A 14862-nucleotide genomic window follows, 5' to 3' on the forward strand; every position below is an offset into this window, starting at 1 on the left:
GTGTCATAAGTGTTCGGTTGATTTCGTCGGGGTCATGACATCGATCATTTACCCTACTGAGACCCTTCCAGCGGAATTAATCGAATGTATAAACCTTAAACCAATGGAGACGATCATGATGAATGCCAAGAAAATCACCGGCCTTGCCCTCGCAACGGCCGCCGCTGGACTGTTTGCGACCGCAGGAATTCCGGCTGCCTACGCTGCCAAACATGAAATGGAAGCCAAGGTTCACTGCGACGGCGTAAACTCCTGCAAGGGTACGTCGGCCTGCCAGACTGCATCGAGCGCCTGCAAGGGCCAAAACAGCTGCAAGGGCAAAGGCTGGTCGTACATGAGCAAAGCGGAATGTGATGCCGCCAAAGCTAAAATGATGGATAAGAAGTAACACAATCCACAATTCAGAGCCGCAAAAACCGGGCGCCGAAAGGCGCCCGGTGTTTTTTCAAAATGACGATGACAAATACCTCTCTACTTCCTGACCGCCCCTTCCTTGGCTTCGGGTTGGGACTTCGTCCCACGCATTACGAAACCGTCCTGAATGAATCGCCAGCTGTCGACTGGTTTGAAATTATTTCCGAAAACTATCTCATCCCGGGCGGCAAGCCGTTGCATTATCTCGACCGCATTCGCGAACGATACCCCATGGTCATGCATGGGGTATCGCTTTCGATCGGCTCGCAGGATGCGCTCGACCGGGAATATCTGAAACAGCTGCGCGCGCTCGCCGACCGCGTCGAGCCCGAGTGGATATCCGACCATCTGTGCTGGACTGGCGCGCATGGGCTCAATGCCCACGATCTGCTGCCCCTGCCTTACACCGAGGAAGCCTTGAAACACGTAGCGACACGTGTCAGCGAAGTGCAGGATTTTCTTGGCCGCCGGATTCTGCTGGAGAACGTTTCCAGTTATGTCAGCTACCCGGAATCGGAGATGAGCGAATGGGAATTCCTGCGAGAAATCGCCACACGCGCCGACTGCCTGATCCTGCTCGACATCAACAATATCTACGTCAGCAGCGTCAACCATGAATTCGACCCGCATGATTACCTTCAAGCCATACCGGTAGAACGGGTCTGGCAGTTCCATCTTGCCGGCCACCGCAATCACGGCGATTACATCATCGACACCCATGATGAGCCGGTCATCGACCCGGTGTGGGATTTGTACGCGCAGGCTGTACGCCGTTTCGGCCGCGTCTCGACCATGATCGAACGCGACGACAATATCCCCCCGCTGCCGGAACTGCTGGCGGAATTGGACCGCGCTCGCCAAATTGCCGTTTCGACGCTCAGTCAAACCGCTGCTTCGGCCGCCTTGGCATGAGCGCGCTCTTCGACCTGCAATCCGATTTCCAGTCGTTCCTGCTCGACGGCAACGAGCGCATGCTGAGTCGTGTCACCGGCACTGCAAAAGTCGGTACCGAGCAACGACTCGCCATTTATTACGACGCCTACCGGCTGCGTCTGCTCGAGGCCCTCACGTCGAACTATCCCGTCCTGCGCGCCTGGATCGGCGACGAGGAATTCGAGAAGGCGGGAATAGCCTATCTCGCCACCCATCCTTCCCGGAATTTTTCCATTCGCTGGTTCGGACACCGCCTGCCGGAATTTCTCGCCGCCACAGAATCCTGGAGCGGCACACCCTTTCTCGCCGAAATAGCCTCTCTGGAATGGGCCCTGTCCGAAACCTTTGATGCCGAAAATGGCACGATCATGGCCACCGAGGACATGGCACGCATTCCGGCAGACGCCTGGCCAGACATGCGTGTGCAATTCCACCCGGCCATGCGCCGACTGAACTTGCGCTGGAACGTGCCGGTAATCTGGAAGGCCATCAATCAAGATCTGGACGTCGAAAAAAACTCCGTCTCCTGTCGCGGCGAAACCAGCGCCACACCCGCGGCAGGAAATGCACAGCATGTCGAAGCACTGCGCAACATTCCAGCGCCGGAAGCGAGCGAGTATCCGCAAGCCTGGCTCGTCTGGCGCCAAGACCTTAAAACCTGGTTCCGTTCTCTGTCTGTGGACGAGGCCTGGGCGCTCGATGCCGCCCGCTCAGGCGAGTGCTTTGCGGCCATTTGCGAGGGGCTCTGTGAGTGGATCGACGCCCAGAACGTGGCGCTGCATGCTGCCGGTCTGATAAAACTATGGATCACCGACGGCATTGTCAGTGGAATTGATCTCGGCAGGCAGTAATATACCTGCCAAAGAAAATTAGACAGGATTTACAGGATTAAAAGACAGGATTAGCAGGATTTCTTTTGAATTTAGAGAATTTTTAATCCTGTGAATCCTGAAAAATCCTGTTAATCCTGTCCATTTAATTGTGTCAGAACTCTAAACAACATGTCACAACGAATGATTTTTCTCGGGGGTTTTCTGATCTGCGCCGGCTTGATGGCAGCGGCGTTGTACTTCCAGTACGGCATGCAACTCGAGCCCTGCCCACTGTGTATTTTTCAGCGGCTGTTCGTGATCGTCACGGGGCTGATATTGCTGGCCGCCGCACTGCACAATCCCGGAAAGCTGGGACGCCGTATCTACGGAGTTGTTACGGCACTTGCCGCCGGTTTGGGAGCTGCTGTCGCGGGCCGCCATGTCTGGATCGAAAACCTGCCATTCGATCAACAACCCGGTTGCGCCTATAGCCTCAATGATATGCTGGAAACATTCCCGCTGCTCAAAACCCTGAAGCTGGTGCTGGAAGGTAGCGGCGGATGCGGCCAGATCAACTGGTCTTTCCTGGGCCTCAGCATGCCGAGCTGGACTCTGATCTTTTTTATCTTCTTTGTCGGATTGGGGCTATTGCTGCTTTTCACTTCGATCGGCAGACGCTGAAGCCGCTTCCAGCCTAATTCCAGATATCCACCACGACACCCTGTTCGCGCAGATAATCCGCGCGCGCCTGGATGAATCGTTGCAGGCTCGGCTGCGTCTTGTAGGCGCCGGAGACGACGTAATCCAGCACCGATTGGACGTGAAAACCTTTCAACATTCCCTCGATCCGGATGACTTCCTTTCCACCGTCGTACAACACCGCCGTCGGCACGTAAGCAACGTTCAGTGAATCCGCCCATGCACGCGCATTGGTCTTGTGACCAGCAGGGGTCACCACCGGCATGTCGCCCCATCGATCCAGCTGGATCACGTGGTAACGTTTGAGAAAATCCATCGTGACGGCATCCTTCAGCACCACCTCGTGCATGCGGTCGCAACCCGTGCAATCTTTTTGTTCAAAAAATACCGCGAGAGGTTTACCTCCGGGAACACGCGTCAGATCGTGGGGAGGTCTGGCAAAAAACGGTTGCGGCTGAAGTGCGCCTTTCGCCGGCGGTGGCGACAGTTTGGCGAGATATTCCTTGAAGGTCAGGCGCTTTTCCTGCTTTTCGCCGACATATTTGAGCGCCGCCAGAAACTGGTGCGGCGGGTAGTAGCCGTTGATGCGCAGCACCTGTTCACCCTGCTCGTTGAAAAACAGCAAGGTGGGCGTAAACCAGACTTTGAGTTTGGCAGCGAGTTCCTTCTCCGGCATGGACTTGCCGGAGAGATCGGTGACTTCGCGGTTCCCCCACAAATCAAAATCGATGGCATCAAAATGCTGGCGTGTGTAGTCCACGATATGCGCCTGACTGAAATTTTTGTTGAAAAGCTCGGCGCAATACGGGCAGCCTTCCTGGCCGAAATAAAGCATCAGCCGCTTGCCACTCTGAGTTGCCTCGGCGACGTCTTCCGGCAGATCGAGGAAAGAATTCTTGAACCAAGCAGGAATCTCGAACTGGCCGACACCACGCAACTCAGTCTTCTCCGCTGCTGGTAAAATGAATGACATCAGGGCCAGCAATATCCCTGCGCCGAGTAGCGCCATGCGCCTGAAACAGCTTCGTAGCATCACATGCCTCCATTCTCCGGATTTGTCGCTTGTTCGGCGAACAGACGGCAATTTCCACGGATGAACGTTACAAGTATATGACGTAGATCGGGTAGAATTCATTTCATTCCTGTCCAACTACCCCAACGCTATGCGAACTCGACATTACGGAAAACCCCCTGCCCGCCAGAGTGACTGGAATGCGATTAAATCGCTATTGCCCTATTTGTGGGAATTCCGTGGACGCGTCGCGCTGGCGATGGCCTTTCTGGCGCTTGCCAAGATAGCGACCGTTTCCGTCCCCCTGGTCCTGAAAGAAATCGTCGACGCGCTCAGCACGACCAACGCCACGCTCGCCTTGCCGGTTTTTCTGCTTGTTGCCTACGGCGCGCTGCGGCTCGCCAACTCCACCTTCGGCGAATTACGCGATGCCGTGTTCGCCAAGGTCACGCAGCGCTCGATCCGGCGCGTGGCGCTCAAGGTCTTCGAGCACCTGCATAATCTGGCTTTGCGTTTCCATCTCGAACGCCAGACCGGCGGGATGTCGCGCGATATCGAGCGTGGTACGGCGGGCATCCGTTTTCTGCTCAACTTCATGCTGTTCAATATCCTGCCTACCATCCTCGAGATCGGATTCGTGGCGGCGATCCTGCTGGTCAAATACGACCCCTGGTTTTGCATCGTCACGCTGGTCACGCTGGTGGTTTACATCGGTTTCACGCTTTGGGTCACCGAGTGGCGCATGATTTTCCGTCGCAACATGAACGAAATGGATTCCAAGGCCAATACGCGCGCCATCGACAGCCTGCTCAATTACGAAACCGTGAAGTATTTCAACAACGAGGGCTTTGAGGCCGGGCGCTACGATGAAACCCTGCAATCCTGGGAAAAGGCGGCGGTCCGCAACCAGACTTCGCTGTCGCTGCTGAACATTGGTCAGGGCATGGTCATTGCCGTGGGCGTCACGATCCTCATGCTCATGGCCGGTCAGGGCGTGGTACAGGGAACCATGACCATCGGCGATCTGGTGCTGGTCAACGCCTTCCTGATCCAACTCTATATGCCGCTGCATTTCCTCGGTTTCGTGTATCGCGAGATCCGTCATTCGCTGGCGGACATGGAACGCATGTTCGGGTTGCTGGCGCAAAATACCGAGGTCAGCGACCGGCCGGATGCCGGCAATCTGAACATCAGCGGCGGGGCCATCCGTTTCGAACACGTCGGTTTCGGCTACGACAGCCGGCGCATGGTGTTAGAAGATGTGAGCTTCGATGTTCCTTCCGGGCATAAGGTCGCGGTCGTCGGGTCGAGCGGCGCCGGCAAATCGACCCTTTCACGTCTGCTTTTCCGGTTCTACGACGCCACCACCGGTCGCATCCTGATCGACGGTCAGGACATCCGCGACGTCACCCAGAAAAGCCTGCGCCGCGCCATCGGCATCGTGCCGCAGGACACGGTGCTGTTCAACGACACCATCTACTACAACATCGCCTACGGCCAACCCGATGCCACGCGCGAGCAAATCATCGAGGCGGCACGCTCGGCGCATATCCACGAGTTCGTGGAAACGTTGCCGGACAAATACGACACGCTGGTGGGCGAGCGCGGCCTGAAGCTGTCCGGCGGGGAAAAACAGCGTGTCGCCATCGCCCGCACACTGCTGAAAAACCCACCGATCCTGTTGTTTGACGAGGCCACCTCGGCGCTCGACTCACGCACCGAGAAGGCGATCCAGGCGGAATTGCAGGAGATCGCGACCAATCACACGACCCTGGTCATTGCCCACCGGCTTTCCACCATCATGGATGCCGATCAGATCCTGGTAATGGAACATGGTCGCATTATCGAACGCGGTGCCCACAGCGAACTACTGACGCGCAACGGCGCCTATGCCCACATGTGGGCGCTGCAACAGCAGGAACAAAAGGAAGAGGAACAGCGGATGAAAGCGGTCAGTAGCTGAAGCCACTACATAGACGAACCGAACGAGGGATTTACGCTGTCCTTGGGAGCAGGCAAACCGGCAATTTTGGAGGCCTGCGTCACCGCACCGCCTGGAAAGAGTTGATAGAGGTATTTGCGCCCGCCCATTCTGGAAAACCGCTCTTCGAGAGCCAGAAGCAATGTACGTGCGTGCAGCACTTGTCCATGCCTCCGATAAAGCTCGCGCAGGAAATGAATCACTTCCCAGTGATCCGGCTTGAGTTCTATTCTCATTTCACTGGCCAGCTTCCGGGCAATGTCCTCTGACCAGTCATCCAGCCCAATCAGGTTTCCTGCCGGGTCCTTCTCGATCGCGCCTTCATTAACGATGAATTTCATTATGTCGGGCATGATTTGCCTCCGTGCCAATCAAACGGCTTGTACCGACTTGAAGTGATGCCATATTTTATATCAGTGAGCACCAGCCTGCATCGACAAGACTGCCAACAAGAAAAACCTCGCCGTGCAACTGTTTGATTTGACGATAACACTTACGGGATAACCTCTCCATGCAAGCAATAATCTTGTCGGCTTGCAATCCTGTAACACGAGAGTAACATTCGCGCGCATTCGTGCTTTCCGAGAATAACAATTTGAATAACGACGCCCCTGCGCGGAAATCCTCTACTGCCGCACTTGCCCTGCTCGCCCTCGGCGTCGTCTTCGGCGACATCGGCACCAGCCCGCTCTACGCCGTCAAGGAGACCTTCAGCCCCGAACACGGCATTCCCCTCAACACGGCGAACATCCTCGGCGGGCTTTCGACCATATTCTGGGCGCTGATGATCGTGGTATCGCTCAAGTACGTAACGCTCATCATGCGTGCGGACAACAAGGGCGAGGGCGGCATCATGGCGCTGCTGGCGCTCGCTTCCACGGCCGTCAGGAATTCGCCACGCACGCATTCGGTTATCCTGCTCCTCGGAGTAATCGGCGCAGCATTGTTCTACGGCGATGCCGTACTGACGCCGGCGATCTCGGTCCTGTCCGCCGTCGAGGGTCTCGAGGTCGGTACCGCGACCTTCAAGCCATATGTCATTCCGATCGCGGTCATCGTGCTGGTAACGTTGTTCGCCTTTCAGCGCCAGGGCACCGCGGTGGTCGGGGCCTTGTTCGGGCCAATCTGCGTCTTGTGGTTTCTCTCCCTCGGTACCGTGGGCGTGTACAACATCGTGCAGAACCCGGCGGTGTTATGGGCGCTTAATCCCGTGCATGCGTTTGGCTTCGTCACCGGCCACGGCTTTGCCTCGTTCGTGGTGCTGGGCGCGGTGCTGCTCGCGTTCACCGGTGCGGAGGCGCTCTACGCCGACATGGGACATTTCGGCAAGCGCGCGGTACGTCTCGCCTGGTTCGGCCTGGTATTGCCGGCGCTGGCGCTCAATTACTTCGGACAGGGGGCGCTTCTGATCGTCAATCCACAAGCAATTACGAACCCGTTCTACCACGCCTACCCGGCCTGGGCGCTGTACCCGATGATTGCTCTCGCCACCGCTGCCACCGTGATCGCCTCGCAGGCGGTCATTTCGGGTGCGTATTCCGTCACCAGGCAGGCAGTCCAGCTCGGTTACCTGCCGCGCATGAATATTCTGCATACCTCGGTAAAACAGATCGGGCAAATTTATATTCCGAGCATCAACTGGATCCTGCTCGTATCCGTGCTTGCCGCGGTAATCGGATTCGGCTCCTCTTCCAATCTCGCTTCGGCGTACGGCGTGGCGGTGGCGGGCACCATGCTGATCGACACCATCCTGACTTTCTTCGTCATCCGTTATGGCTGGGGCATTCCCATGATCGTGGCGGCCATCAGCACCGGCTTCTTCATTCTCGTGGACATGGCATTCTTTTCCGCCAGCCTGCTGAAAGTTTTCGACGGCGGGTGGTTCCCGTTAGTTGTCGGAGCGGCGATATTCGTGCTCATGGTCACCTGGCGGCGCGGACGCGATCTGCTGCTGGCGCGACTACGGGAATCCTCGGTCCCGCTGGAGGCGTTCCTGAAATCGCTGATGCGCAACCCGCCGACGCGGGTACACGGCACAGCGGTGTTCATGACCTCGACGCCGGGCAGCGTCCCCCATGCGCTGCTGCACAACCTGGCGCACAACAAGGTGCTGCATGAGCGCGTGGTCTTTCTCACCGTCATCATCAAGGACGTCCCGTGGGTACCATCGAAAGAACGCGTGCACATCCAGGACCTGGGGAACAACTGCTTCCAGGTCACCATTCACTTCGGCTTCAAGGACCGTCCCGATGTCATGCAAGCGCTTGAACTGTGCCGCGAATACGAGCTGGAATTCCAACCGCTCCAGACCTCGTTCTTCCTGAGCCGCGAGACCGTGATCCCGAGCATCCGCGTTGAAGGCATGGCGCTGTGGCGCGAGCGCCTGTTCGCCACCATGGCGCGCAACGGCGGGAGCCCCGTGGAGTACTTCAATCTCCCGGCCAACCGCGTTATCGAAGTTGGTACCCAAATCGAGATCTGACGCCGGCGCAGGGACCAGAATCAACGGCCCGCGAAAATCCATGCGCCCAATCGGGCCTCTTTTCCTGCCCATCCAGTATTTGCATGGACGCTCGGCAGCGGCAAATTTATACTTGGCGGACCGTTTTTCATTGGCACACTGACCGGAGATTCCATGCGCCCAGCGCTCATCCTTGCCGTTCTCGAACGTGAATTCCTGAGCACCCGCGAGGGCCACCACACGCCGGTCATGCTGTGGGGCCCGCCCGGTGTCGGCAAGTCGCAGATGGTGGCGCAAGTGGCGAACAAGCATGGCGTTCCGGTCATTGATGTCCGTCTGTCGCAAATGGAGCCAACCGATCTGCGTGGCATTCCGTTCCGCGTCGGTGACGTCGTTGAGTGGGCCATTCCGGCGATGCTGCCGGATACCAAACGCCACGGCGCCGAGGGCATCCTGTTTCTCGACGAAATCACTTCGGCAGCGCCAACGGTTTCCGCCGCCGCCTACCAATTGATCCTCGATCGGCGGCTCGGCGCCTATGTCGTTCCCGCGGGCTGGGCCATCTTCGCTGCTGGCAACCGCCAGGGCGACCGTGGTGTCACCTACAGCATGCCCGCGCCGCTGGCGAACCGCTTTTCCCACTTCGGAGTAGAGACCCATCTCGACGACTGGGTCGCCTGGGCCTACGCAAATAATATCGACGAACGTGTCATCGCGTTCCTGCGCTTCCGCCCTGAATTGCTGTTCGACTTCGACCCGGCACACAACCCCGTGGCCTTCCCGAGCCCGCGCTCGTGGGAATTCGCGCATCGCGCACTGGCCAAGTTCGGCGAAAGACCAGAGCTGCTGCTGGGCTCGCTCGAAGCCTGTGTCGGCCCGGCCGCTGGGGTGGAGCTCAAGGCCTTCATCGACAATCTCGACAACCTGCCGGACATCGACGCCATTATCCAGGGAACATCCACCTCCGTCCCGAAGGAAATCGATCTGCAATATGCCGTGGCGGCGGCGCTCGTGGGTCGGGCGATCCGCGCCAAAGGCAGCGCCGATGAAGCCACGGTATTCGGCCACATCCTCGATTACGCGGGGCGTTTTCCGAGCCGGGAAATGGGCGTGATGCTGGTCTCGGACATGCAGCGCGCCGTGGGCGAAAAACTTTTTGCACTTCCGCAATTTGCGCTATGGGCCAAAAAGATCGCCAACGTGATGATCTTCGACATGTGGCAGAAACCCGCTGTGGCTAAATCTAAATAGACAAGATTTATATGATTGCTTGACGCAAAGACGCAAAGGCGCAAAGAAAAGATCTGAAAATAACCGAAAAAATCTTTGCGTCTTTGCGACTTTGCGTCAGAAATTAATAAATTTAATGCTTCTTAATTAATTCTGAAGAATCATGTTAATCCTGTGAATTCGAATGTTCCCAACAACAACGCCGTCGAAGACAAGCTGGTTGCCGCGCGCACCTGGCTGATCATCGACAAGCCCTTCCTTGGTGCATTGGTATTGCGCCTGCCGCTGGTGGAGGCGAATCCGAAATGGTGCCCAACCACCGCGACCGATGCGCGCTCGTTCTATTACAACCCCCGCTATATCGAGGCGCTTTCTTTCGAGCAAACCAAATTTATCCTGGCGCATGAGGCGCTGCATTGCGCACTGTCGCACTTTGCACGCCGCGAGCACCGCGACAAACGTCGCTGGGACCTAGCCTGCGATTTTGCGATTAACCCTCTGCTCGTGGGAGACGGACTGAAACCGGCACCGGATGCGCTTATTCTCGACGCCTACCAGGACATGACCGCGGAGGAAATTTATCCCTGCCTCCAGGAAAATGTCGAGCAAAAACCCATGGATCAGCATCTGTACGATCAGGACGATAAGCCGCCGGGACCGGGCGAACAGGGTGGCGGCGAAAGTGGCGAGGGACAGGCACCGGACGATGACGGCAGCGGGAGCCAAGGCGAAATCGATTCACAAGCCAATGGTGCGCCACAGCCACCGCCGCTTTCCGGCCCGGAACGCGATTCGCTCCACAAGCAGTGGCAACAACGCCTCGCCTCGGCCGCGCAACAGGCCATTCAGGCCGGCAAACTTGGCGGTTCGATGGCGCGCATCGTGGACCACTTGCTGCAACCGCAGCTGCCGTGGCGCATGCTGCTCGCACACTACATGACGCGCGCCGCGCGCGACGATTACAGCTTCGCGCATCCGTCACGGCGCGAGGGCACCGCCATCCTGCCCGGTATGCGCAGCCAGCACATTGACCTCGTCGTGGTACTCGACACCAGTGGTTCCATCTCGGACGAGGAAATGAAGGAATTCGTGAGCGAGGTCAACGCCATCAAGGGCCAGGTCGGCGCACGCATCACGTTGCACGCCTGCGACGACAAGCTGGCCCAAGACGGGCCCTGGACCTTCGAACCGTGGGAGGAAATTGAACTGCCGAAACAGTGGCACGGCGGCGGCGGAACACGATTCACGCCCATCTTCGATTGGGCCGAGAGCCAGGAACGGCCACCGAATCTGCTGATGTACTTCACCGACGCTAAGGGTGAATTCCCCAAGCGCGAGCCGTTCTATCCGGTGCTGTGGCTGGTCAAGGGCAAGGAGAAAGTGCCTTGGGGCCAACGCATCCAATTAAACTGATTTAATGGACAGGATTAACAGGGCGAAGCGGAGTAGTCGCCGATGCACTTAACGTGCATCGGCGCCGCTGAGCGCCCGCACAAGGAAGTGCGGGCCGGGGCTCATCGAAGCCACAGCGGTGGCGCCAGGGACGGCAGGCAAGCCTTCCATGGCGAGGGAATGAAACTTCGACATACTCGGCCCCGCCATCCATGGCGGGGCGCTCGCCGGGACGAAGACACGTTAAGTGTCTTCGTCTGTTTCCGGCTCGCCCTGCTAAATCCTGTCAATTCTCTTTTTTAATAATGGAACTTTCCAGCGAAGACCTGCTGCGGCTGAACGTGCTGCTCGCCAACGACATCGAGGCGATCCGCATCGACGAGCAGAGCATGACGCTCTACGGACTGGCGCGCGGCAACGAGGCGCGCGTGCCGCTCAACCCCAATTGCCGTCCGGAAAAATATTTGCGGCTGGTGCGCGAAATGCTGTCGAGCCACGTGCTTGGTTCGCCCGGCGGTTATCCGGTGTTCCTGCAACGCTGGACGCGCATGGGCCAGGCGCGCGAGGCCCGGCTGGATAAACTGCTGTTGCTCGGCGAACCCGAGGCGGTCACCGCTGTGGCCGGCGCGTCGGGCCTGAGCGACGATCTGGCGCGACGCGCGTGGTGGGCCCAGCCGACCTCCGACATCGCGCGGCGCATGCTCGATAAGCCGGCCGTGGTGCAGGGAAAGATGGGCAAGGAACTCGCGGATTATCTGGCGGAACATCTGCCGTTCGAGTCCGACCCGATGCTGGTCATCGCCACGATACGGCTCATTCTCCAGCCCGGCCTGATCGACGCCGAACCGCGCGATCGCATCTTCCGCCTTGGCACGCATCGCAATGCCTACCACATCGGATTCCTGGAAGCGCTGCCGGACGAGCTGCCCGATCCCTTGCCGGTGCGGGATGACCATGCAAACTATCGCGACACACTTACAGCGCTGGCAACCGCTGGCAATACGCTGGCAGCCTTGCTGGCCAAGCTGCTCGACAGTCCGGGCCAGACTTTTCTCGCTGTTTCCGAGACACAACTGCAACACCCGATAGACAAATACACTGTTGCCAAGCTGATGGATATCATCGGGAATTACTTCAAGCCGGCGTTGGGCGCGCAGGGAACGGCCGGAGAGATCAGCGCGGCCACGGCCCGTGCGGAAAAACGGATGGCAACCGCCGGCAACAAAGCTGCCGTGCTATTGGATGCCGTTCCGGAACTGCGAGAAGAAATTGCCGCCATGCTCACTCTCGCGCACACCGGCGAGGCACTGGTCACGCCCATTATCGCTGCGTCCACCGCGAGCGGGACCTTGCTGCGCCGCAAGCTGGAACCGGTGCTGGAGCCGCTGCTGCAACAATACGCGGTGCTGCGCAAAACAGCGCACGCGCCGTCCGGCAGCAGGGCCGCGCGGCGTATGCCTGGAAAATAGCGGGGAAAACTAAAAAAGCAAAAAAAAATTAGACAGGATTCACAGGATTAACAAGATTTTTGTTTCACAATATTTTTAATCCTGTAAATCCTGTTAATCCTGTCCATTTATTTTCTAGATTCTTATTTCTTCTCGGGGTCTTTCTTGTTGCGGCTGATACTGGTGATCGGTACCACGACGCTCTTCTTCGGCTCATCCACGTAGTGCGGACGCATGTCCATGGTCTTGCCAGCATCCTCGACGATCTCGCGCTCACGCGCGGAAATCAGCTTGAGGCACTGGCGGATACCTTCGATCGTCCGGTCTGACAAGGGATGCTTCAGGCCCGGTTGGGTCGCCGTGTCCTTCACCACATCGGTTAATACCAGCTTCAAAGCCTTCAGAATTTGAAATTCCTTGCTCTCCAGTGGGGTGGTTTTGTCATCGCTCATGAATTTGCTCGGCCAATGTGATGGGGAACCACACGTCCGTCCGCAGGTTACGCGGAATGCCGCGCATTGGCAAATCAACCGCCGGAGGGATTGGCGGCAACGCTGAATATACGATAGTTGGGAGTGTACTGACGTTTATATTGCAAAACCTTTTTGACGTAATTCTCTGTCTCTTCGTAAGGCGGTATGCCGCGATGTTTTTTCACTGCGTTTTCGCCAGCGTTGTAAGCGGCGATAACGAGCACAGGTCTGTGGTCGAAGGTGTCGAATAAATATTTCAGGTGCTGTACCGCCGCGCGAATATTCTCGCCCGGGTTGTAAATGTCCTGCACGCCATATTGACCTGCCGTGGACGGCATCATCTGCATCAAACCACGCGCGCCTTTGTCCGACACGGCGTAAGGATTGAACGACGATTCTGCCTGCATGATGGCCTTGACCAGCGCAAAATCCACACCGTACTCATCGGCGTAACGTCGGATGAGACGGTCATAGGTGGCAGGTGCTTCACGAAACACCGGGCTGTTCTTCTGCGCCGCGAGCTGCCCTGCGCCCTTTACGGTAGGAGCCACGCGCACGACGCGCGAGTGTTTGGCATTGATCGGATGGTCGGTGATCATGCGCGAGCCGTCCGGCATTTCGTACACGTACACCTCGGCCCGTGCCACGCTGCAGACAGAAAATATCGCCAACAGTCCAAGGACTGTCGCGCTCTTACCCGTCAGTGACCGTTTGTTGCCTCGCATCCTTTAGATATATAGCTGAGGTTCTTGCCAATGGAACCTGCAACTCCCGTGCCGCCGATGATTTTTCAGGCAAAAGCTAGGATCATGCCTGAGCTAAGCTCATGCCTGGGAAGGGTTTTTCACAATACGGTCTCGGTCCGCTCTCCTAAAATAGGAAAAAGACAGGAAATGACCGCAACGCGTCCAGGATAGACGGTCTATTTAAGGAGCTCGGTATCGTCGTGGGAGTACGGTGGGGAACAGCTGCAAAGGATTTTCAATTCCGTCGGTCCGGTGTTATCCACCCGGTGCGGCGTCCCGGGTGGTATGCAGATCGTATCACCCGGAATAATGGCAAATATCTCATCGCCCCGCACCATGCGTCCCTCGCCTTCGGTGACGTGATAAATTTCTTCGCTGCGATGATGCTGATGCAATTGCGTCCCCTGCCCGACCGGCACGATGGCCTCGGCGAGGCTCTGGTTCGCGTTACCGTGCACGCTCGGGTGCATCAGCTCGCGAATGATGGAACCATCTTTGGTGGTGAAGGGTTTAACGCTGGTGTAGCGGCTCTTATGCATAACTCACTTGAGTGTACTATGCCTCCGGCCACGCCGCGCGGTCGACATACACGTCAATTCCCAGAGTGGGCGTGATGTGCTGTGGTGGTATATCCGCCCCCGCACGCCACGACTTCACCGCCGCGCGCTTGGATTCGCCGCCCACCATATACAAAACTCGCTGCGCACGGCTCAGCCGCGTGGCGCTCAAACTCACGCGCTCCGGCGGCGGTTTCGGCGCCGTGCTTACCGCAATAACATCAGCGTCGCTCATCCCCAGTCTTTCCTGGCGACCAGGGAACAGGCTGGCGGTGTGGCCGTCCACGCCCAGCCCCAGCAGCACCAGATCGAACTCCGGCACGCGGCGAAGGATTTCGACATAACGTTCCGCGCCCTTTTCCGCGCCCTGCTCGGCCGGGATGGGATGGACATTCACGGGTGGAATTCTGATGTGGTCGAGCCAGGCGCGGCGCGCCATGGTGTCGTTGCGTTCGGGATCGCCGCGCGGCAGGCAGCGTTCGTCACCGAAATAAATCTGCCACTTGGCCCAATTCGCCCCACACTCGCGCAACCGTTCATAGGCATCCTTCGGCGTATTGCCCCCGGCCAGCACGACATGAAACACGCCACGTGCCGTTATGGCAGCGCGCGCGGCATCGAGAATCATCGCCGCCGCCTGATCCGCGAGCGCGGCTCCATCCGGAAACACCTGCCAGCGCGTCATCGGTGCCTGCGCGCTCACG

The 14862-nt window shown here is 57.9% G+C and carries 16 protein-coding genes; 9 read left to right on the forward strand and 7 right to left on the reverse strand.

Annotated elements, in window-relative coordinates:
* Nucleotides 1–118 precede the first annotated feature (118 nt).
* From NUV55_RS13205 to NUV55_RS13220, 4 genes are all read left to right on the forward strand, one after another.
* A complete protein-coding gene (locus tag NUV55_RS13205) occupies nt 119–388 on the forward strand; it encodes a hypothetical protein (protein WP_367280433.1) in 270 nt (89 codons plus the stop codon).
* A 62-nt stretch (nt 389–450) separates the two neighbouring features.
* Nucleotides 451–1326: a DUF692 domain-containing protein gene (locus NUV55_RS13210; protein ID WP_296673720.1), complete on the forward strand. Its 876-nt coding sequence runs from the start codon at nt 451–453 to the stop codon at nt 1324–1326.
* Nucleotides 1323–2198: a DUF2063 domain-containing protein gene (locus tag NUV55_RS13215; protein WP_296673721.1), complete on the forward strand. Its 876-nt coding sequence runs from the start codon at nt 1323–1325 to the stop codon at nt 2196–2198. Before NUV55_RS13210 ends, NUV55_RS13215 begins: the two co-directional genes overlap by 4 nt.
* A 150-nt stretch (nt 2199–2348) precedes the next feature.
* A complete protein-coding gene (locus NUV55_RS13220) occupies nt 2349–2840 on the forward strand; it encodes a disulfide bond formation protein B (protein WP_296673723.1) in 492 nt (163 codons plus the stop codon).
* A 13-nt stretch (nt 2841–2853) separates the two neighbouring features.
* On the opposite strand, the gene NUV55_RS13225 is transcribed toward NUV55_RS13220, so the two are convergent.
* A complete protein-coding gene (locus tag NUV55_RS13225) occupies nt 2854–3891 on the reverse strand; it encodes a thioredoxin fold domain-containing protein (RefSeq protein WP_296673725.1) in 1038 nt (345 codons plus the stop codon).
* A 130-nt stretch (nt 3892–4021) separates the two neighbouring features.
* On the opposite strand from NUV55_RS13225, the gene NUV55_RS13230 reads away from it, so the two are divergent.
* Nucleotides 4022–5833, forward strand: coding sequence for an ABC transporter ATP-binding protein/permease (locus tag NUV55_RS13230; protein WP_367280430.1), 1812 nt, complete (start codon nt 4022–4024; stop codon nt 5831–5833).
* Between the two features lie 5 nt (nt 5834–5838).
* Here the strand turns inward: NUV55_RS13230 and NUV55_RS13235 are convergent, their stop codons facing one another.
* Entirely contained in the window at nt 5839–6204 is a 366-nt protein-coding gene (locus NUV55_RS13235) for a TusE/DsrC/DsvC family sulfur relay protein (protein ID WP_296673728.1), read from the reverse strand.
* 242 nt (nt 6205–6446) lie between these two features.
* On the opposite strand from NUV55_RS13235, the gene NUV55_RS13240 reads away from it, so the two are divergent.
* From NUV55_RS13240 to NUV55_RS13250, 3 genes are all read left to right on the forward strand, one after another.
* Entirely contained in the window at nt 6447–8333 is a 1887-nt protein-coding gene (locus NUV55_RS13240; RefSeq protein ID WP_296673729.1) for a potassium transporter Kup, read from the forward strand.
* Nucleotides 8334–8486: 153 nt separating this feature from the next.
* The gene (locus tag NUV55_RS13245; RefSeq protein ID WP_296673731.1) at nt 8487–9563 is read left to right on the forward strand and encodes an AAA family ATPase; all 1077 of its coding nucleotides are present in this window, start codon (nt 8487–8489) and stop codon (nt 9561–9563) included.
* 153 nt (nt 9564–9716) lie between these two features.
* On the forward strand, nt 9717–10955 hold the full coding sequence (locus NUV55_RS13250) for a VWA-like domain-containing protein (RefSeq protein WP_296673732.1): 1239 nt from the start codon (nt 9717–9719) through the stop codon (nt 10953–10955).
* A 48-nt stretch (nt 10956–11003) separates the two neighbouring features.
* On the opposite strand, the gene NUV55_RS13255 is transcribed toward NUV55_RS13250, so the two are convergent.
* Nucleotides 11004–11129 (reverse strand): hypothetical protein, encoded by a 126-nt coding sequence (locus NUV55_RS13255; protein WP_296673734.1) that lies wholly within the window; start codon nt 11127–11129, stop codon nt 11004–11006.
* Nucleotides 11130–11239: 110 nt separating this feature from the next.
* On the opposite strand from NUV55_RS13255, the gene NUV55_RS13260 reads away from it, so the two are divergent.
* A complete protein-coding gene (locus NUV55_RS13260) occupies nt 11240–12403 on the forward strand; it encodes a hypothetical protein (RefSeq protein ID WP_296673736.1) in 1164 nt (387 codons plus the stop codon).
* A gap of 122 nt (nt 12404–12525) precedes the next feature.
* Here the strand turns inward: NUV55_RS13260 and NUV55_RS13265 are convergent, their stop codons facing one another.
* The 4 genes from NUV55_RS13265 to pgl all read right to left on the reverse strand — a co-directional run bounded on the left by NUV55_RS13265 (nt 12526) and on the right by pgl (nt 14861).
* Nucleotides 12526–12834, reverse strand: a complete 309-nt coding sequence (locus NUV55_RS13265; RefSeq protein ID WP_296673737.1) for a hypothetical protein — start codon at nt 12832–12834, stop codon at nt 12526–12528.
* A 74-nt stretch (nt 12835–12908) separates the two neighbouring features.
* Nucleotides 12909–13526 carry a lytic transglycosylase domain-containing protein gene (locus NUV55_RS13270; RefSeq protein WP_296673739.1) on the reverse strand — a complete coding sequence of 206 codons (618 nt, stop codon included), beginning with the start codon at nt 13524–13526 and terminating at the stop codon, nt 12909–12911.
* Between the two features lie 251 nt (nt 13527–13777).
* A complete protein-coding gene (locus NUV55_RS13275; RefSeq protein WP_296673741.1) occupies nt 13778–14140 on the reverse strand; it encodes a cupin domain-containing protein in 363 nt (120 codons plus the stop codon).
* 16 nt (nt 14141–14156) lie between these two features.
* Nucleotides 14157–14861 carry a 6-phosphogluconolactonase gene (gene pgl / locus NUV55_RS13280; protein ID WP_296673742.1) on the reverse strand — a complete coding sequence of 235 codons (705 nt, stop codon included), beginning with the start codon at nt 14859–14861 and terminating at the stop codon, nt 14157–14159.
* Nucleotide 14862 lies beyond the last annotated feature (1 nt).

The sequence above is a fragment of the Sulfuricaulis sp. genome (assembly GCF_024653915.1).
Lineage (GTDB): Bacteria > Pseudomonadota > Gammaproteobacteria > Acidiferrobacterales > Sulfurifustaceae > Sulfuricaulis.